Source organism: Burkholderia puraquae, assembly GCF_002099195.1.
Lineage (GTDB): Bacteria > Pseudomonadota > Gammaproteobacteria > Burkholderiales > Burkholderiaceae > Burkholderia > Burkholderia puraquae.
Genome location: NZ_NBYX01000003.1, coordinates 508,833 through 527,151, shown reverse-complemented (window position 1 = coordinate 527,151; position 18,319 = coordinate 508,833). Strand labels below are relative to the sequence as shown.

Annotated in this window: 18 protein-coding genes; 10 read left to right on the top strand and 8 right to left on the bottom strand. The window is 68.0% G+C overall.

Annotated elements, in window-relative coordinates; all coding sequences use genetic code 11:
- From B7G54_RS09350 to B7G54_RS09330, 5 genes are all read right to left on the bottom strand, one after another.
- Positions 1–229: acetyl-coenzyme A synthetase N-terminal domain-containing protein (locus B7G54_RS09350; RefSeq protein ID WP_279628059.1), on the bottom strand; the 229-nt coding region annotated here is incomplete at its 3' end.
- Between the two features lie 247 nt (positions 230–476).
- Entirely contained in the window at positions 477–2,384 is a 1,908-nt protein-coding gene (locus B7G54_RS09345) for a sigma-70 family RNA polymerase sigma factor (RefSeq protein WP_085038822.1), read from the bottom strand.
- A complete protein-coding gene (locus B7G54_RS09340) occupies positions 2,368–2,682 on the bottom strand; it encodes a high-potential iron-sulfur protein (protein ID WP_085038821.1) in 315 nt (104 codons plus the stop codon). Before B7G54_RS09340 ends, B7G54_RS09345 begins: the two co-directional genes overlap by 17 nt.
- Positions 2,683–2,780: 98 nt before the next feature.
- The gene (locus tag B7G54_RS09335; RefSeq protein ID WP_085038820.1) at positions 2,781–3,989 is read right to left on the bottom strand and encodes a c-type cytochrome; all 1,209 of its coding nucleotides are present in this window, start codon (positions 3,987–3,989) and stop codon (positions 2,781–2,783) included.
- Positions 3,990–4,069: 80 nt separating this feature from the next.
- Positions 4,070–5,791, bottom strand: a complete 1,722-nt coding sequence (locus B7G54_RS09330; protein ID WP_085038819.1) for a methanol/ethanol family PQQ-dependent dehydrogenase — start codon at positions 5,789–5,791, stop codon at positions 4,070–4,072.
- Between the two features lie 414 nt (positions 5,792–6,205).
- Here B7G54_RS09330 and B7G54_RS09325 point away from each other — a divergent pair, with 414 nt between their 5' ends.
- Positions 6,206–8,551 (top strand): TonB-dependent receptor, encoded by a 2,346-nt coding sequence (locus B7G54_RS09325; protein ID WP_085038818.1) that lies wholly within the window; start codon positions 6,206–6,208, stop codon positions 8,549–8,551.
- A gap of 94 nt (positions 8,552–8,645) precedes the next feature.
- Here B7G54_RS09325 and B7G54_RS09320 read toward each other — a convergent pair whose 3' ends face one another.
- Positions 8,646–9,662: an alpha/beta fold hydrolase gene (locus tag B7G54_RS09320; protein WP_085038817.1), complete on the bottom strand. Its 1,017-nt coding sequence runs from the start codon at positions 9,660–9,662 to the stop codon at positions 8,646–8,648.
- A 308-nt stretch (positions 9,663–9,970) separates the two neighbouring features.
- On the opposite strand from B7G54_RS09320, the gene B7G54_RS09315 reads away from it, so the two are divergent.
- The 6 genes from B7G54_RS09315 (at position 9,971) to pqqE (ending at position 15,513) form a co-directional block, all read left to right on the top strand.
- Positions 9,971–11,989, top strand: a complete 2,019-nt coding sequence (locus tag B7G54_RS09315; RefSeq protein WP_085038816.1) for a sigma-54-dependent Fis family transcriptional regulator — start codon at positions 9,971–9,973, stop codon at positions 11,987–11,989.
- 323 nt (positions 11,990–12,312) lie between these two features.
- Positions 12,313–12,387 carry a pyrroloquinoline quinone precursor peptide PqqA gene (pqqA, locus tag B7G54_RS09305; RefSeq protein WP_006485436.1) on the top strand — a complete coding sequence of 25 codons (75 nt, stop codon included), beginning with the start codon at positions 12,313–12,315 and terminating at the stop codon, positions 12,385–12,387.
- A 61-nt stretch (positions 12,388–12,448) separates the two neighbouring features.
- Positions 12,449–13,372, top strand: coding sequence for a pyrroloquinoline quinone biosynthesis protein PqqB (gene pqqB, locus B7G54_RS09300; protein WP_085038814.1), 924 nt, complete (start codon positions 12,449–12,451; stop codon positions 13,370–13,372).
- Between the two features lie 2 nt (positions 13,373–13,374).
- On the top strand, positions 13,375–14,094 hold the full coding sequence (pqqC, locus tag B7G54_RS09295) for a pyrroloquinoline-quinone synthase PqqC (RefSeq protein ID WP_085038813.1): 720 nt from the start codon (positions 13,375–13,377) through the stop codon (positions 14,092–14,094).
- Positions 14,091–14,372 carry a pyrroloquinoline quinone biosynthesis peptide chaperone PqqD gene (gene pqqD, locus B7G54_RS09290; protein ID WP_085038812.1) on the top strand — a complete coding sequence of 94 codons (282 nt, stop codon included), beginning with the start codon at positions 14,091–14,093 and terminating at the stop codon, positions 14,370–14,372. Before pqqC ends, pqqD begins: the two co-directional genes overlap by 4 nt.
- A gap of 1 nt (position 14,373) precedes the next feature.
- Positions 14,374–15,513, top strand: coding sequence for a pyrroloquinoline quinone biosynthesis protein PqqE (pqqE, locus tag B7G54_RS09285; protein WP_085038811.1), 1,140 nt, complete (start codon positions 14,374–14,376; stop codon positions 15,511–15,513).
- Between the two features lie 320 nt (positions 15,514–15,833).
- On the opposite strand, the gene B7G54_RS39980 is transcribed toward pqqE, so the two are convergent.
- Complete coding sequence (locus B7G54_RS39980; protein WP_279628058.1) at positions 15,834–15,968, bottom strand: hypothetical protein; 135 nt, start codon at positions 15,966–15,968, stop codon at positions 15,834–15,836.
- 95 nt (positions 15,969–16,063) lie between these two features.
- On the opposite strand from B7G54_RS39980, the gene B7G54_RS09280 reads away from it, so the two are divergent.
- Complete coding sequence (locus tag B7G54_RS09280; RefSeq protein WP_085038810.1) at positions 16,064–16,450, top strand: TonB family protein; 387 nt, start codon at positions 16,064–16,066, stop codon at positions 16,448–16,450.
- Positions 16,451–16,468: 18 nt separating this feature from the next.
- Here the strand turns inward: B7G54_RS09280 and B7G54_RS09275 are convergent, their stop codons facing one another.
- On the bottom strand, positions 16,469–16,807 hold the full coding sequence (locus B7G54_RS09275; RefSeq protein WP_085038809.1) for a DNA-binding protein: 339 nt from the start codon (positions 16,805–16,807) through the stop codon (positions 16,469–16,471).
- Positions 16,808–16,885: 78 nt separating this feature from the next.
- Here B7G54_RS09275 and B7G54_RS09270 point away from each other — a divergent pair, with 78 nt between their 5' ends.
- Positions 16,886–17,785: a hypothetical protein gene (locus tag B7G54_RS09270; protein ID WP_085038808.1), complete on the top strand. Its 900-nt coding sequence runs from the start codon at positions 16,886–16,888 to the stop codon at positions 17,783–17,785.
- Between the two features lie 207 nt (positions 17,786–17,992).
- A complete protein-coding gene (locus B7G54_RS09265) occupies positions 17,993–18,226 on the top strand; it encodes a hypothetical protein (RefSeq protein ID WP_085038807.1) in 234 nt (77 codons plus the stop codon).
- Positions 18,227–18,319 lie beyond the last annotated feature (93 nt).

Sequence of the window (18,319 nt, the reverse complement as noted above, 5' to 3'; positions counted from 1 at the left end):
CGAACCACTTGTAGAACGGCGCGTTGCTCTCGTCGAGCACCTTGGAGAACGGCTTGTGCCACGCGAGGCCCTCGCGCGCGAGACGCGCCCAGAAGCCTTCGTAATCCTGCTCGGCCTCGGCGGCGAGCGCACGATAGGCCGGCATGCCGGAAATGGTGGCCGCCTTCTCGAGCGCCGCGGGCGGCGCGAACTGACGGGTTTCGTGAAGAACCGATTCAATCTTGGACAAGCGTGTCTCCTTGCGTTCTTGTGATGCCTGACGGTGTTCGGGAAAACGCAACATGCATGCCAGCATCGGCAATCGATGCACGCCAGCGGCGATAGCCGCGCTAGCCGGGCGCGTGCCGATCGATTCGCGCCAGCGGGCCGCGTCGCGCACGGCAGTGCGATGCGGCGGGCCGTTCAGAAATGCAGCATGGTGTGTTGCAGTCCTGAGCAGATGGCGTGAGGCGCGAAAGGCGGCCGGCACGGCCGCGTCAGGCGAGCAGCGATCGCAGCGCCGGTGCGTGCCCGAATTGCCGGATTCGCTCGAGCGCCGACGCTTCGATCTGGCGAACGCGTTCGGCCGACAGGTTCAGTTGCCGGCCGATCTCGCGCAGCGAATACTCGCTGTCGACATCGATGCCGTATCTCAGGCGAAGAATCCACGCTTCGCGAGCGGGCAGGCCGTCGATCAGCGACGCCACCGCGGTGCGAAGCTGGCCGGCGCTCGCGGCGTCTTCCGGGGTCGGCGCATCGGGGTCGATCGTGACGTCGCACAACGTGAGGTCGTGATCGGGCGAAACGGGCGAGTCCGCGGAGACGGGCTCGCGCACGATGCGCATCAGTTCGCGCACCTTGTCGACGGGCAGTTGCATCTGCGTGGAGAGTGCCGGCGCGTCGGCGACATCGCCGGTTCGTTGCCGGTGCGTGCGCGCGAGCCGCGACAGCTTGTTGAGCGCGTCGACCGTATGTGCCGGCACACGTATCGTCCGGCCCTGATCGGCGAGCGCATGCGTGATTGCCTGCCGGACCCACCAGGTCGCATACGTCGAGAATTTGAAGCCGCGCCGGTGGTCGTAACGATCGACGGCCTTCAACAGGCCGATATTGCCCTCCTGGATCAGGTCGAGGAACGGCAGGCCGCGATCGGGATACCGTTTGGCAACCGATACGACGAGCCGCAGATTGCTGCGGAACAGTCTCGTTCTCGCAGGTTGCATCGCACGCTCGATACGCGACAGCCGCGCTTCGAGCGCGACCGCGATGTCGAGCGGCAGGGGCGACTGGCCGGCGAGGCGGGCGAGCGCGATGCGCGCTTCGATCAGCTCTGGCGCGTGGCGGGCGAGGGCAATGGTGCATTCGGGATGCGCGGCGATGCATGCGCGCAACCATGCACGCGCGTCGTCGCACGGCGCGAAGAGGTTGTGGCGCGTGGATCCGGTACGCATGCCCGACGCGGCCAGGGTATCGACGATCCGCTTTTCGAACCGGCGGGCCTGGGTGGCGCGTTCGCCGGTCGCATGACCGATGCGCTCGATTGCGCGCGAGGTGAAGCGGATCCTGCCGGTCAACGCGGCAGCCTCGCGAATCAGCGCGCGATAACCGGCCGATGCGAACCCGTCCGCGTGCAACGCATGCCGCATCGCCGGTGCCAGCGCACCGGCGCGCTCGAGCGATTCGGCAACCGCATCGCGCCACGCCGGGCTGTCCGGGGAGAGGCCGGTACTGCCTTCCGGCACCGGCGAATCCACGGCAGGATCGGGCGCCGTTTCGTTCCCTGGCGAATCGTCGGGCAGCATCGCGGGCGCTTGCGCGAGCGATTCGGCGTCGTCGGCGAACCCCGTCACGTAGACCGACGCCGCGACCTTGCCGGCACGGATGTCGGCTGCGATCGCCGCGATGGCGGCGAGTGCAGCGGGATCCCGGCTCAATGCACCGATGCATGCTGCGCGGCCGCTTTCCAGGTGAAGCGCGAGCGCGATCTCGTCGTCGCGTTCGAGGAGCGGCGTCGCGCTCATGTCCCGCAGATAGAGCCGGACCGGATCGTTGGTCCGGCCTGCGAGCAGATCGTCGGCCGCGAGCGGCGTCGATGCGTCGGCGAGCCGTACCGTGACTTCCGGTGCCTGAGCAAAATGGCGGTCGAGTGTCCACGCGGTAGGCGAGCCGGCATGCTCGCGTACCTCGATACCGAGCTCGCGGAGCATCGACGCGGACGCGTCGAGATCCGTGCCTTCGGACGCATCGTCGGGCAACGCGTCGGCGACTTCGCCGTGTGTCACGTATCCGCGATCGATGCCCAGCGCGATCAGCGCATGCAGATGTTCCGCGCGTTCGGCATCCGTGCCGCGCCGCGGCGCGCTGTCGTGTCCGCGCGCGGGCCCGGGATCAAGCAAGCTTGGCATAGACGTTGCACCAGCCTTCGGCGGCAACCGCCTTGCCCGCGAACATCGGGCATGTGCCGAAGGATTCGCCTGCGGCGGCCTTGTAGAAGCGGCAGTTCGAACAGGTCTGGCCGGCCTGGTACTTCGGGAACTTGCCCGCGTCGACGGTCGTGGCCTTTGCGCGATAGCCGAGCGTCTTCGCGGCCGCGTCGTTTTCGTCGACGGGCGGCGCGGCCGCGAATGCGCGGGTGCCGGCCGCGAGCGCGGCGCACAGGCCGGCTGCCTGGACGAAGAAGGTTCTGCGATTGGGGGAGATCATGGCGTTGTCCTGAATGAAATGAAAAGGTGAAGTCCGGCCCGCGCGCCGGGCGTGCTGCCCGGCGCGGCGCTCGGTCGAAACGAAAGCGGGCGGGGAAGTTACTTGCGCGGTCCGGCGATGAGCGGTGCCTTCGACGCGGTAGCGACGTCGGCGGTCAGCTTGCGCTTCGACGCGTCGTAGCCGTTCGAGTAAAGCAGGAACGCCATGACATCCTCGTATTCCTGTGCCGTCATCTTGCCGGGGCGATCGGCCGGCATGTTGTTCGACATGTACTGGAAGATGCCGCCGACCGTGATGTGCGACTTGCCTTCGGGAGCGAATGCTTCTCCGCTCAGGGCGGGGGCGGTATTGCCTTCGAGCTGGTCGCCGTGGCATTTCGCGCAGGCGTCGGCGTAGAGCTTCTTGCCATGCTGTACCTGCGCCTGCTCGAACGGCGGCATGTCGCCGCCTTCGCCGGCCGAAACCTTGATGAAGCCGCTCCTCGCCGGCAACGGGTGTGCGGAAGCGACCGCGCCGTCGAGAAACCGGCCGGGCGCACGCGCACGGGCAGCTTGCGTAACGGTGTCCGGAAGCGCCCAGCCGCGCGTGAGCGAGGCGAGGCGGCCATCGCCGTTCATTCGCGACAGCGTTGCGTCGATGCGCTTTTGCAATGCATCCTTGCCCGGCCCGAATGCGAACGACAGTTGCCAGTTGGAGTACGGCGATGAAGTCGCCGCAACCTGGAACCGTTGGTGCGGGTGCGCATGCTCGTACGCGACGACGCTCGGATACCAGACGATTGCGCGCTGGGCGCGGCCCGCGGCGACCGCGCCGATCGTCTTCTCGCTCGTGTTTTCGAGGTCGAACCGGGCGTTGGCCTGCTGTGCGGCGATCAGCTGCGACGGGCTGCCGTACGTGGCCGCGATCGTCTCCTTTGCGCCGGACGAGGCCTGCGCGTCGAGCAGCGATACGCTGACGTATCCCGAGCGCAGATAGCCCTGCGAGAACGTCATTCTGGATTCCGACGCATCGGCGATTTCCGAGCGCGGGAAGCCCGCGATCACGTCGCAGTCGCGTTCGAGCGATTTCTTCAGTTCGCCGGCGGAGATGCCGTCGTCGCCGCCATCGTCGTCGACGCCGCGCCGGTTGAACGTCGCGGCGATACCCGCGGTGCGGAACACTTCGCGCGCAACGGATCGGTCGAGCGCCATGGTCGGGCTGCCGGGCAGCGTGCAGATGCGCACGCCGGCCGACGCGGCTGCCGGTGTCAGCGCCACGCCCACGGCGAGCAGACTGGCAACGGTAACGGAAGTGAGACGAATATTCATGGTCGTGTGTCCGGTAGAAGCGGGTAGGGCGTCGCGCCCGCATCGGGCGCATGCGGGCGCGACTCGGGCCTGGCGCCTGGTCAGTCGAGCGCGAACACGTAGAGCGTGCCGCCGCGCGGAACGTCCTTCGCGATGTCGGCCATCGGGCCGCCCCAGATCGGGTTCGCGCCGCCATAGCCGGCGAGCACGGCGACATATTCCTTGCCGTCGACCTCATACACCGACGGCTGGGAAATGATGCCGCTCGCGAGTTGCGGGCTCTCCCAGAGCACCTTGCCGGTCGCCGTGTCGAACGCATACAGGTGGCCGTCGAGCGAGCCGCTGAACGCGAGGCCGCTCGCGGTGGTCGCGACGCCGCCGTTCCACGGCTTCTTCGACCAGTGGCTCCACAGCTTCTTGCCGGTGTTCACGTCGATTGCCGTCAGCTCGCCGTAGCCCTCGCTGCCCGGTTCGGGCTTGATCTCGAAGCCTTCGCCGAGATACGGCAGGCCTTCCATGTAGCTGACCGACTTGCCGGTGAGGCTCATGCACGCATGCAGCGCCGGCACGACCGCGATGTTGCGTTCCTGGTCGTACGAGATCGACCACCAGTTCTTGCCGCCGAGGAAGCTCGGGCACGTTTCGATCGTCGTGCCGGCCTTCGGGAACTTCGATGGGTCCTGGATCGGCTTGCCGTCGGCCGTGTAGCCGGTGACCGACAACGCCTTCACGAACGGCGTCGCATAGATCAGCTTGCCGGTCGTGCGGTCGATCGCATGAAAGAAACCGTTGCGGTCGGCGTGGATGATCGCATCGTAGTCCTTGCCTTTGTACTTGATGTCGGCAAGGACGGCCGCGTTCACGCCGTCGTAGTCCCACGTGTCGTTGTTCGTGTACTGGTAGTGCCACTTCAGATTGCCGTTCTTCGCATCGAGCGCGAGCAGCGAGTCGGAATACAGGTTGTCGCCGGGGCGCAGCGCCGCGAGCCACGGGCCCGGGTTGCCGACACCCCAGTACAGCGTGCGGGACGCGGCGTCGTACGTGCCGGTGAGCCAGGCCGCGCCGCCGCCGTGGCTCTGCATGCCGTCGGGCCAGGTCTCCGCGCCCTTTTCTCCGGAAGCGGGGATCGTGTAGCGTTTCCAGACTTCGGAGCCGTTCTCCGGATTCAGCGCGGCGATGTAGCCGCGAATGCCGTATTCGCCGCCGGACGTGCCGACGACGATCGCGCCGTCGAGCGCGAGCGGCGCCAGCGAGAACGCGTAGCCGAGGCCCGGCTCGAACATCTGCTTCTTCCAGACGAGATTGCCTGTCTGCGCGTCGAGTGCCGCGATTTCGCCGCTCAGCATCGCGATATAGACGTTCTTGCCGTACAGCGCGACGCCGCGGTTCACGACGTCGCAGCACGCGGTCTTGAACGACGCGGCGCCGAGCTTCGGCTCGTATTTCCACAGCTGCTTGCCCGTCCTGGCGTCGAAGGCGTAGACATTGTCCTTCGGCGTGGTCACGAACAGATAGTTGCCGTTGACGATCGGCGTGGCCTCGAAGCCCTGCTTCAGGTCGGCGGGGAACTTGTAGGCCCACACCTGCTTGAGATCCTTCGCGTTCGACGTGTCGATCTGCTTGAGCGGTGAATGCGAGCGGCCGTCGTAGGTGCGGTAGTAGGTCAGCCAGCCCGGATCGGTGTGTGCATCGGTCAGCCGCTGGTAGGTCACGGCCGGGTAGTCCGCGGCCGCTTCCACGAGGCCGGGGTTCAGCGCGACGGCGGCCGCCGCCGCGATTCCGATCGTCGCCAGCCGGCTCGCTGAAGCCGAGAGTTTCTTCATGGTTGTCTCCTGAGTCATTGTGGTCGCACCGCCGCGAACGGTTGGTCGCGCCGGCACGGTTGGGATTCCGGGCCGAGTGCATTGCCCGTTACGCAAGTCGCATGCCATCGCGGCGCGAAGCCGGCGCGGCGTTGCACACCGGCGTCGCGCGCGTGATGCGCTGTCGGACGCGTCGTGCACGGGCATCCACGGAGGTGTTGCATTCAGGTACACCGCCGCGCATGAAGTGTTGCCAAACATGACAGGTGGCGCAGTACGCGAGACAGGTGCGCCGCCGCACGCTCCCGTGCCGCGCGGAATCGGTGCGCATCGCAGGCGGCGCTGGCATGGTTCTCGCACGCGCGCTTCTCGACACCACATCGCTGCGCGGTGCATCGCACGAGCCGGCGGAATAAAAACGCGGAGACAACGGAAATGATCAGGAGGCCAAAGGCAGCCGGGCGGCGCTGCGCGATCCGAGGGGGCCGGCGTGCGCAACGCGTCGGTACGGCCATCGGTGCGCTTGCGCTGTTCGGGCTGGCGCCCGGCAACGCGCGTGCGCAGCAGCAGGCGGAGGGCGTCGCGCCGCCTGCCGCCGCTGTCTTGTCGGAAGTGTCGGCCGTCATGTTGCCGGCAGTGGTGGTGGTCGGCACGACGCCGCTGCTCGGGATCGGCACGCCGCTGTCGAAGGTGCCGGCGAACGTGCAGACGGTGCGCGGTGCGGAACTCGACGCACAGCACCGTGCGACGCTGACCGACTTCTTCGCCGCGAACCTGCAGAGCGTGACGATCTCGGATGCACAGGGCAACCCGTACCAGGCGGACATCAACTATCGCGGCTTCACCGCGTCGCCGCTGCTCGGCACGCCGCAGGGGGTGTCGGTGTTCGTCGACGGCGTGCGCGTGAACGAACCGTTCGGCGACGTCGTGAACTGGGACATCGTGCCCGCGCAGGCGATCGATCGTGTGCAGCTGATTCCGGGCTCCAATCCGGTATACGGACGCAATACGCTCGGCGGTGCGCTCGCGATCACGACGAAGAACGGCAAGTCGGCTCGGGGCGGCGAAGCGGAGGTGTCGGGCGGCTCGTGGGGGCGCAAGACCGCGAGCATCGAGCAGGGCGGGACGATCGGCTCGAACCTCGACTACTACGCGACCGCGAACGTCGCGAACGATGGCGGCTGGGCGGACCATAACGCGAGCCGCGTGCGGCAGGCGTTCGGCAAGCTGCGCTACACCGATGCGGACACGACGCTGTCGATCGCCGGCGGCGGCGCGGACAACACCCTCTACGGCACCCAGACGATTCCGCGCTCGTTCCTCGGCAACCCGAAGCAGGCGTATACCTATCCGGATCAGAACCGCAACAGCGCCGGTTACCTGACGCTGTCGGGCGACCGGTTTTTCGGCGAGCACGTCGAGCTGAGCGGCAACGCGTACTACCGGCACCTGCGAAATGCCAATACGAGCAGCAACAACAATACGGATTACGGATCCGCCGGCGAGGACGGTACGGTCGACACGGTGCAGGGCAGCAATGCGCAATCGACGATCGTCACCGACAGCTACGGCGGCAGCGTGCAGCTCACGCTGCTCGGCAAGCTCGGCGGGATGGCCAACCTGCTGATCGCAGGCGTCGCGGCCGATGTCGCGAACTCGCGTTACGTCGCGTCGTCACAGGACGCGTACTTCACCGATACGCGCGCGGCGATCGGCGTCGGCGACTTCATCCGGCAGACCAGCGCGAAGACGCGCAACGCGAACCTCGGCGTGTACCTGAGCGACGCGCTGTCGCTGACGCCGCACTGGACGCTGACGCTGTCGGGCCGCTACGACTGGTCGAAAGCGCAGATCGGCGACGAGAGCGGCGTGCAGCCGCTGCTCGACGGCACTCATACGTTCTCGCGCTTCAACCCGGCGGTCGGGCTCAACTGGAACCCGGTCGCGGGCTTCACCGCGTATGCGGCCTACAACGAAGGCATGCGCTCGCCGACCGCGATCGAGCTTGCGTGCGCGGACCCGTCCGCACCGTGTTCGCTGCCGAACGACTTCATCGCCGATCCTGCGCTCAGGCCGGTAATCTCGAAGACGTTCGAAGCCGGCGTGCGCGGCCGCATCGGCGCCGCGACGACCTGGAGCGCAGCGGCCTATCGCACGACGCTGACCGACGACATCCAGTTCATCAGCAGCCCGGCCAGCGCGCAGGGCTACTTCCGCAATGTCGGCGATACGCGGCGGCAGGGTATCGAGCTCGCGGGCCGTACGCGCTTCGGCCCGCTCGGTGCCGGGCTGTCGTACAGCTATGTCGATGCGACCTACCGATCGTCGTGGACCGAACACAGCCCGGCGAATTCGGCGGCCGACGCGAACGGCAACGTGTCGGTCAAGCCGGGGGACCGCATTCCCGGCATTCCCGCGCACACGGTGAAGCTGCGGCTCGACTACGCGGCGACGCCCGCGTGGGATATCGGCGCGAACGTCACGTGGCGCAGCGGCGTGTACGCGCGCGGCGACGAAAACAACCGGGACGTGAACGGCAGGATCGCGGGCTATGTGCTCGTCGATCTCGACATGCGCTACCGGATCACGAAGCGGTTCGAGGTGTTCGCGAGCGTGACGAACCTGCTCGACAAGCGCTATGCGAGCTTCGGCGCGCTCGGCCAGAACTTCTTCAACGGGCCGAACCACACGTTCGACGGCGCCAGCCCGGTGAACGAACAGTTCGTCGGGCCGGGTGCGCCGCGCGGGGCGTGGGTCGGTGTGCGTTACGCGTGGGATTGAGCGGTGCGCGGCCGCGCCGGTTATCGCGTCACGAGTTGCGTCTCGAGTCGCGTCATGACGTGAATGGGCGCAGGGTTGCTCGCGGCATGCGCGGTCACATGAACGCTACCTCCGCGAACATCGCAGCCACGGCGCGTGCGACGCTGCGTGCCAACGCCGGGTCGCTTGCCAGATGCCCGGCATGCACGCGTTCGATCTCGATCTCGGGGGCGGCACGCGCGAGGCGGACGACGTTGCCGGCCGGGCACACGGGATCGTGCATCCCGTGCGCGGCGAACAGCGGCACACCTGCCCGTGCCGCCCGCCGCGCGAGCGCGAGCACGCTGCGCTCGCCGAGCCAGCAGCCGTGCTGCAGGTAATGCGCCTGGATCCGGTATTTGTCGATCAGCTTGCCGACGGTCTTCTCCGAGCGGATCGCCCGCGCGGGCGAGCGGCGCGTCTGCGCCGATGCGAGGACGGCGTTTTCGTACGCGTGCCACGCGAGCGCCACCGCGCGCTGCCGGGCTGCACTCGCGCCGCGGCGTAGCCGCCGCGCGCAGCACGACAGCAGTCGCTCCGGCTGGCCGCCGCCGGCCGCCGCATACAGGCGCCGCCATTCGCGGGGCGCGCGCGTGCGCGACGTCGTGAACAGCCGGCGGACTTCACGTGGCGACGTCAGGAACAGGCCGCGCAGTACGACGCCGGTCACCCGTGCGGGATGCGTGCCTGCGTAGGCGAGTGCGAGTGCGGCGCCCCACGATCCACCGACGACGCCCCAGCGCGCGATACCGAGCTGCTCGCGCACGGCTTCCAGATCGGCGATCAGCCGCGCGGTGTTGTTGTGACGCGTGCCGCCGCGCGGCGCCGATGCCCCCGCGCCACGCTGGTCGACGAGCACGACGCGCACGCGGGTCAGGTCGAACAGCCGCAGGATGCCGGCCTGGCTGCCGCTGCCGGGCCCGCCGTGCAGCACGACGACCGGATGGCCGTGCGCGGCGCCGGCCACGGCGAACGCGATCGATTGCGCATCGCGCCGCAGGCGACGGGCGGCGGGCGCGGCAGGCAACGCCGGCGTGTCGGGCAAGGCCCGCATCGCGGGCGACTGCGTGGATCGAATCGGGCGGTGTGTCATGTCGATAGGGGGCGGTGGAGTCGGGGGCAACCGTCACTCGGCCGCGCGAGTGTGCGGGCGGCCGGGTTTGATCTGCGACAAAGCCAGAAACGCGCCAGCCGCGAAGATCGGGATTCGCACGGGTAGTCACGCGTCCGGAAATCGCGGTATTACGAAGCCGGCCTGTCGCGCGACGCACCCGGTCGTGCCCGGGGCGTGCATTACGTATTGCTTTCGATTCGGGCCGCGGCGCCGGCGTGGCCCGATGCTTGCTTGCAATGACGGCAAAGAGTCCGGCAGATGACCGGAAGGATCCCCCGGAGGAGACAATGCGCGATGACGTAGAGCAGGCGGCCGGATCACGGGCCGCGCATTCCGCCGGCTGGCCCGCGCCGTCGATCCAGAAAGCCCACGAGCGGTCCGAGACCTTCGGCCTGCAGGTATCGGCACGGCCCGACTACGATGTGCTGCCGAGCTCGGCGCTGGTGCTCAAGCGCGAGCAGAGCCGGGTGCTGTGCGTGCACGCGATGCCGGTGATGGAAACGCTGCACGAGCAGATCGTCAACACGCAGAGCATGATCGTGCTGACCGACGCGGAAGGGCTGATCCTGCATTCGATCGGCGACGACGATTTCCTGCGCCGCGCGGAGAAGGTGGCGCTGCGCCCGGGCGCGAACTGGGCGGAGAGCCGGCAGGGCACCAATGCGATCGGCACGGCGCTTGCCGAACTGTGCCCGATGGTCGTTCACGGCGACCAGCACTTCCTGGCCGCGAACCGCTTCCTGACCTGTTCGAGCGTGCCGATCCTCGATCCGTACGGCGACGCGATCGGCGTGCTCGACGTGACGGGCGACCACCGCAGCTATCACCAGCACACGATGGCGCTCGCGAAGATGTCGGTGCAGATGATCGAGAATCACCTGTTTACGACGACCTTTCAGGAAACGCTGCAAGTGTCGTTCCACGGCCGCCCGGAGTTCCTCGGCACGCTGATGGAGGGGATCGTCGCGTTTACCGCCGACGGCCGCTTCCTGTCGGCCAATCGCAGCGCACAGTTCCAGCTCGGCATGCCGCTCGCCGCACTGCGCGCGCATACGCTGTCGTCGCTGTTCGACATCACGAGCGCGCAGCTGATCGACCGCATGCGCGCGAGCACCGACCGGCACCTGACGCTGAATCTCGGCAACGGCGCGGTGGTCTGCGCACGCGTGCACTTCCGGCGCGCGACGCTCGCCGAAGGCAGCCGGCCGACGGATGTCCACGATGCGCTCGCGCCGGCCGCGCGCGCGAATGCGGTGCCTGCGCCGGCGGCGGGCACGTCGGCCGGCCTGTCGCGGCTCAACTATCTCGACACCGGCGATTCGCAGGTCGCGTGCGTGATCGCGAAGGTGCGCAAGGTGATCGGCAAGGACATCCCGATCCTGATCACCGGCGAGACCGGCACCGGCAAGGAACTGCTCGCGCAGGCGATCCACAACGACTCGCCGCGGCGCGACGCGCCGTTCGTCGCGGTCAATTGCGCGTCGATTCCGGAGACTTTGATCGAGTCCGAGCTGTTCGGCTACGAGGAGGGTGCATTCACCGGCGCGCGCCGCAAGGGGGCGATCGGCAAGCTGCTGCAGGCGAACGGCGGCACGCTGTTCCTCGACGAGATCGGCGACATGCCGTATCCGCTGCAGGTGCGGCTGTTGCGCGTGCTGCAGGAGCGCCTCGTCAACCCGCTCGGCTCGACGAAGACGATCGCCGTGGACATCGCGATCATCTGTGCGACGCACCGCGATCTGCGCGACATGATCGCGCAGAACCGCTTTCGCGAGGATCTCTACTACCGGCTGAACGGCCTCGTGGTGCGCCTGCCGCCGCTGCGCGACCGCACGGATCTCGCGGTGGTCGTGCAGAAGATGCTGCAACGGGAGGCGTTCGCGGGGCCGGGCCGGCCGCCGCTGTCCGTCGCGCCGGACGTGATGGCGCTGTTCGTGCGCTGCACGTGGCCCGGCAACTTCCGCCAGCTCGGGAACCTGTTGCGCACGGCGGCGGCAATGGTCGACGACGATGGCGAAATCCGGCGCGAACACCTGCCGGACGACTTCTTCGACGACCTGCGGCGCGGCGACGCGCAGGCGGCCCAGGTTGCGCACGATCCGTCTGCCGGTTCGTGCGTCGCCGACGCGTTTCCGCCGGCCGACGCGCGCCTGCAGGACGTCGCGGCGTCCGCGATTGCCGCCGCGCTCGCCCGCCATGGCGGCAACGTGTCCGCGGCGGCGCGCGCGCTCGGCGTCTCGCGCAACACGATCTACCGGAAGATGCCGGCGGCCGACGCGGAACGCCGCCCGTTGGACGAAAGCTGACGCGCCGGCCGCGGGATCCCGGCCGGCGCGCTGCGCACGCCCTGTCACAGCCGGTGTGTCAAGTTGCAACACCGGTGTTCAACGATTCAACACCTGTCACCACCCCCGCGCGCCATGCGGCCGGGGTGGCAGGCCCTACCCGCGCGAATTGCGTCGGCTATTCGTAAGGATTGCGTCCCGATGCCCGAATGACGGCCGTATGCCGTTGCCGCGCGGCCAACGTGAGGTTTCGGCACGCTCCTTGCTGAAGAGGAACCGACCGCCCGATTTCCGCGGTGGTTCGACTCACCACGCAACTCATCAACTCAATCAGGAGACACATCATGCAGTGGACGACACCGTCTTACACCGACCTGCGCTTCGGCTTCGAAATCACGATGTACATCGCCAACCGCTGATCGCCGCGCGTGCCGCCCGTTTCGTCGTGATCGGCGCGGGCGGCTTCGGGAGCTGACGCCCATGAAGATCAAGATACTCGGCTCGGGAGCCGGCGGCGGCCTGCCGCAATGGAACTGCAATTGCGCGAACTGTCGCCGTGCGCGCAGCGGAAGCGGCCACGTGCTGCCGCGCACGCAGTCGTCGATCGCGGTCAGCGACGACGGCATCGACTGGGTTCTCGTCAACGCGTCGCCCGACATTCTTTCCCAGTTGCGCGCGGATCCGGACCTGCAGCCGGCGCGCGCGATCCGCGACAGCGGCATCGCCGCCGTCGTGCTGTGCGACGCGCAGATCGATCACGTGACCGGCCTGCTGATGCTGCGCGAGCGATCGGCGCCGCTGCCGCTTTACGCGAGCGCACCCGTGCTCGACGACTTGTCGACCGGCTTGCCGCTCGTGCCGCTGCTGGGCCATTACTGCGGCGTCGCCGCTCACACGATCGCGCTCGGCGAGCCGTTCGCGGTGCCGGCGGCGAGCGGGATCCGTTTCACCGCGATTCCCGTCGACAGCAAGGCGCCGCCTTATTCGCCACGGCGCACGTCGGCCGCGCCCGGCGACAACATCGCGCTGTCGATCGAAGATGTCGCGAGCGGCCGGCGCGCGTTCTATGCGCCGGGGCTCGCGGCCGTCACCGACGACGTGCGTGCGGCAATGGACGGCGCCGATCTCGTGCTGGTGGACGGCACGTTCTGGACCGGCACCGAGATGATCGATCTCGGCCTGTCGGGCAAGCACGCGGCCGACATGGGGCATCTCGCGCAGTGCGCGGAACACGGGCGGCCCGGCATGATCGACTGGCTCGACACGCTGCCCGCGCGTACGCGCAAGGTGCTTACGCACATCAACAACACGAACCCGATTCTCGATCCGCATTCCGTCGAGCACGCGCACCTGCGCGCGCACGGCATCGACGTCGCACACGACGGCATGCAATTCCAGGTCTGACGATGAACGCACCGATCCCCGCTACGGCGTTGCACGCGACGCCCTGGACCGCGGCCGAATTCGAGGCGCGCCTGCGTGCGCTCGAATCGCGCTATCACATCCATCATCCGTTCAACCGGCGGCTCAATAGCGGTGCCTGTTCGCCTGCGCAGATCCGCGGCTGGGTGGCGAACCGCTTCTACTACCAGATCAACATCCCGCTCAAGGATGCGGCGATCCTGTCGAACTGCCCCGACCGCGACACGCGGCGCCGCTGGATCCAGCGGCTGGTCGATCACGACGGGCAGGGCGACAACGAAGGCGGCATCGAGGCGTGGGTGCGGCTCGGCGAGGCATGCGGCCTCGCGCGTGCCGAACTGTGGTCGCTCGAACACGTGTTGCCCGGCGTGCGTTTCGCGGTGGACGCGTACGTGAATTTCGCGCGGCGCGCGCCATGGCAGGAAGCCGTGTGCTCGTCGCTGACCGAGATGTTCGCGCCGCAGATCCATCTCGACCGCCTCGCGGGCTGGCCGTCGCATTACCCGTGGATCGAGCCGGCCGGGCTACATTACTTCCGCAGCCGCGTGCCGCTCGCGCAGCGCGACGTCGAGCATGGTCTCGCGGTCACGCTGCAGCATTTCACGACCCCGGATGCGCAGCAGCGCGCGCTCGGCATCCTGCAATTCAAGCTCGACATTCTGTGGTCGATGCTCGACGCCATCGAAAAGGCCTACCCCCTATGAACGCGATCGAAGCCGCCAGCGGCGTGCCGCTGCGCCCCTGTCTCAGGGGCATGTACCGCCTGCAATGGGAGGCGGCCCAGGATGCGTACGTCCTTCTCTATCCAGAGGGCATGGTCAAGCTCAACCCGAGTGCGGGCGAGATTCTCGCGCGCTGCGACGGCAAGCGCGAACTGGACGACATCATCGGCGAACTCGAGCGCCTGTTCAGCCAATCGGACCTCGCGACCGACGTCTATCGTTTCCTCGATCATGCGCGACTGCGCGGCTGGCTCGACTGACATGGCGCCCGACACTTCCCGTCCATCCGCGCCGCTGTGGCTGCTCGCGGAGCTCACGTACCGTTGCCCGCTGCACTGCGCGTTCTGCTACAACCCTGTCGACTTCGCGGCGCACGGCGCGGAGCTCGATACCGATGCGTGGCGCGCGGTCATCAGCGATGCGCGCGCGCTTGGCGCCGCGCAGATCGGCTTCTCGGGCGGCGAACCGCTGCAGCGCGGCGACCTCGAGACGCTCGTCGCCCATGCGCGCGGGCTCGGCTTCTATACCAACCTGATCACGTCGGGCGTCGGGCTGAACGTCGCGCGCATCGAGCGGCTCAAGGCGGCCGGGCTCGATCACATCCAGTTGTCGCTGCAGGATTCGACGCGCGAGCTGAACGATTTCCTGAGCAGCACCCGCACGTTCGAGCTGAAGCGCGGAGTTGCGCGGCTGATCAAGGCGCGTGGCTACCCGATGGTGCTCAACTGCGTGCTGCATCGCTACAACCTGCCGCACGTGGGACAGATCATCGAGATGGCGCTCGACCTCGGCGCCGATTACCTGGAACTCGCGAACACGCAGTACTACGGCTGGGCGATGCTGAACCGCGACCAGCTGATGCCGACCGTCGAGCAGGTGCGCGAGGCCGAGGAAACGGTCAATCGCTATCGGAAGCTGGTGGGCGAGCGTTGCAAGATCCTGTTCGTCGTGCCCGACTATTTCGAGCGGCGCCCGAAGGCGTGCATGAACGGCTGGGGCTCGGTGTTTCTCGGCGTCGCGCCGGACGGCACCGCGTTGCCGTGCCATGCCGCGCGATCGCTGCCGGGGCTTGATCTGCCGAACGTGCGCGACCGGTCGTTGCGGGAGATCTGGTACGACAGCGACGCGTTCAACGCGTTTCGCGGCGACGGCTGGATGCGCGAGCCGTGTCGCACGTGCGACGAGCGGCATGTCGATCATGGCGGTTGCCGGTGCCAGGCATACATGCTGGCCGGCGACCCGAAGGAGGCCGATCCGGTGTGCGAGAAGTCCGCGCACCACGGCCAGGTCGAGCAGGCCGTGCAATTCGCGCGACGTGTCACGCCGCGCGATGAGCAGCCGCTGGTTTTCCGCAGCCGGGACAATTCGCTCGCGCGATGCGGTGCCGTGTGCGAGGGCTGACGGCGCGCGACGAACGAGGCGGCACGCGCGAACGAGGCGACGCAACGCGATGGACATCGGGGCGATCGATATGCATTCCTCCTTATGTTGCAGGCGAAGTCTGCGCGGGCAAGGTTGGCTGGGTGCCGGACGGCGTGCGTGATGCGTACCGCTGTTTTCGACGTACGACAGGCGGGCGGGGGGCGCAGCGTCGTTCACGATCGTGCCGGCTTTCGCGGCATGCGCATCGCGTTGGCTGTCGCCGCGACCTGTGCGCTGCATGCGGGCGTCCTGATCCTGCTCGCACGCGAACCGGCCGTGCGTAGCGTGCCCGTGCAACGTCAGGTGATGGTGGCGATACTGATTGCGCCGGCCGCGGAGGTGCCGGCGACGACGACTGCCGCGGCGCAATCGAAGGCCGTGTCGCGCGCGATGCGTCGCGCAGTATCCGCGCCGCGATCGTCGATGCGCGGCAAGGTGCCGGCGATCGAACCCGCCGCCGCCGATCGAACCCGCCGCCGCCGATCGCGCCCGGCCGCCGGCACACGATGCGGCTACGCCATCTTCGCCCGTGCCAGCCGCGACGGCGGGCGAGCGCCCCGACGATACGACGCCGCATGCGATGCCCGATGCCGGGCAGACGCGAGTCGAATCACCGGTATCTGCTGCACCCGCGCAGCCGCGCTTCGTCGCGCATCCCGAATGTGCGCTCGTCACACCCGACTACCCGCCGCAGTCGCTGCGCACGGGCGAGCACGGCACCGCACTCGTCGAACTGGAAACCGATGCGGCAGGCCGGGTCATCGCCGCGCGGGTCGTGACCGGCAGCGGCTATCCGCGGCTCGATGCGGCGGCGCGCGAAGCCGCGCTCGCGAGTCGCTGCGCACCGTATCTGGAGAACGGCGTGCGGTCGCCGATGCGCGCGCGCGTGCCGATCACGTTCAATCTCGATGAGTGACCGGGCACACCGACGACATCATCCGTCGTCTGCCTTCGCCTGCAAATCCTTCAATCCCTGAATCACGACCAGCAGCGCGCGCCCGTGCTCGTCCGACCCATCCCACGCGTCGACGATCGCGTCGCGCAGCAGGTCGTTGTACTGGCGGCGCGACGGCCCGGTGTCGACACCATAGAAACTGCATAGCTTATTGAATGGAGCGCTGCGGCGCAGCCGGTGCCCGTTCGACAACCTCAGGCGCGATACGGTCGGCTGGCTGACCCCGGAGAGTCGCGCTATTTCGCTGGACGAGCGTGTATCTGCCGTCAGGCGGCGCAACAGGTCTTGAACGGGAAAATCTTGGTCCGGGGCTTCCATGCGATGCATTATACCTATACAGTTACGGCTGTTGAATGGGCTTGCTGTCACCAGCGAGGCTGTATCCCGAGAAAGTTGATGACACTGAAACACCTCCCACCCACGTTCTGCTGGACCAAGATCGGTACCGAGTCCGGCGAGGAACTGCCGACCGTCGTGCTCCGCAAGGAATGGGAGCGGCGGCTCGGGGGCGGGCGTTTTCTGTGGGGCATCAACCAGCCGCTCGGCAGCAGCGCACAAGTCGCCGCGCATCGCACGGGCTCGCTGCTCGCGCTGTTTTCGCCGGTCGCGTCGCGCCCGCGCGCAGGCGAGCGGAAAGACATGCTGCTGTGGAATGCATGGGTCGACGCGAGCGGGCAGGTGCGGCCGTTGCCGCCGCATACGTTCATCGCCAGCCGCTCGACGTTGCCGTCGGGCCGGCGCCGCGAACAGCACTACGCGCTCGTGTGTGCGTCGTCCACCGCGCTGACGGTCGGCACGCAATTGCGCGTGTTTCCCGATCACCTGCGTAGCGTGAGCACCGGCAAGCCGCTCGGCGCCGCCCAGGGCGCGGCCGTGGTCGATTGCGTCGGGCGTGCGAAGGAGCAGACGGGCAAGGGCTATCCGCTCGCGCTGTCGGTCGAGCTCGAAGCACCGTATTTCGTGCGGCTCGCGCAGCCGTGCGTGTTGAAGGCGCGCGATCTCGCGGAAGTGAACAAGGCCACGCGCGCGGGCGATTTCGATCGCTTCGTCGAGCTCGTCGCGCGCTTGCGCGGCCGTTCGCCGACCGACGCCGTGCGCGGTGTCACGCGCGATCTGTTCGACGTGCCGCCGATCGAAACGGCGGCCGCGTATGTTGCGCCCACGCACGTGGCGCGAATGCGTAATCGGCCGGCGGCCGAGCATCCGCGCGATCTCACCGGCGACCTGTTCGACCTGTCGCCGGGTGAAGCGGCCGCGTTCGCGGGCCTCGTGCATCCGCGTATCGGGCGCGCGTGACGCATCGCGCGCAACGGATCGCGCAAGAATTTGTTGCAATCTCGCCATAGCGGAGCGGCGAGCGCAGAGAGACAATCGGCACGAAGCGCGCTGCGCGGCGGCCGATGCACCGACGATCGATGGGTCGTGGTTCACGCCGCCGACATGCGCACCACGCACACTGAGCGTCGGCGTGCTTCACACTGCAACCCTGAGGGAGAAGTGTCGATGTCGACCCACATCTGTTCGCGGGAAGCCCGGGCCGCGCAACGCTTCGTCGAAGCAACGCGCAACGTCGATCAGGCCTTTCGCGCCGTGCGCGGCGAAAGCGACGACGACGTTTCATCGGCCGAATACGCACGCGCGATGTCGCGCCTCGATCTCGCGCTCGACGAGTTGGCGCGTGCACAGGAATTCTTCGATCGCGTGGTCAGCGCCGACACGACAGCGCAAGACAACTGATCCCGCCGCCTCCGCGGGTTCGCGTGTCGGGCGACGCGCGTTCGTCTTCATGCCGGGCATCGCGCCCGGCATGTCATTCAAACATCCCGTTCC

Coding starts and splice junctions, on each gene's coding strand:
- B7G54_RS09345 (WP_085038822.1), bottom strand. CDS start 2,384: ATGCCAAGCTTGCTTGATCCCGGGCCCGCGCGCGGACACGACAGCGCG.
- B7G54_RS09340 (WP_085038821.1), bottom strand. CDS start 2,682: ATGATCTCCCCCAATCGCAGAACCTTCTTCGTCCAGGCAGCCGGCCTG.
- B7G54_RS09335 (WP_085038820.1), bottom strand. CDS start 3,989: ATGAATATTCGTCTCACTTCCGTTACCGTTGCCAGTCTGCTCGCCGTG.
- B7G54_RS09330 (WP_085038819.1), bottom strand. CDS start 5,791: ATGAAGAAACTCTCGGCTTCAGCGAGCCGGCTGGCGACGATCGGAATC.
- B7G54_RS09325 (WP_085038818.1), top strand. CDS start 6,206: ATGATCAGGAGGCCAAAGGCAGCCGGGCGGCGCTGCGCGATCCGAGGG.
- B7G54_RS09320 (WP_085038817.1), bottom strand. CDS start 9,662: ATGACACACCGCCCGATTCGATCCACGCAGTCGCCCGCGATGCGGGCC.
- B7G54_RS09315 (WP_085038816.1), top strand. CDS start 9,971: ATGCGCGATGACGTAGAGCAGGCGGCCGGATCACGGGCCGCGCATTCC.
- pqqB (WP_085038814.1), top strand. CDS start 12,449: ATGAAGATCAAGATACTCGGCTCGGGAGCCGGCGGCGGCCTGCCGCAA.
- pqqC (WP_085038813.1), top strand. CDS start 13,375: ATGAACGCACCGATCCCCGCTACGGCGTTGCACGCGACGCCCTGGACC.
- pqqD (WP_085038812.1), top strand. CDS start 14,091: ATGAACGCGATCGAAGCCGCCAGCGGCGTGCCGCTGCGCCCCTGTCTC.
- pqqE (WP_085038811.1), top strand. CDS start 14,374: ATGGCGCCCGACACTTCCCGTCCATCCGCGCCGCTGTGGCTGCTCGCG.
- B7G54_RS09275 (WP_085038809.1), bottom strand. CDS start 16,807: ATGGAAGCCCCGGACCAAGATTTTCCCGTTCAAGACCTGTTGCGCCGC.
- B7G54_RS09270 (WP_085038808.1), top strand. CDS start 16,886: ATGACACTGAAACACCTCCCACCCACGTTCTGCTGGACCAAGATCGGT.
- B7G54_RS09265 (WP_085038807.1), top strand. CDS start 17,993: ATGTCGACCCACATCTGTTCGCGGGAAGCCCGGGCCGCGCAACGCTTC.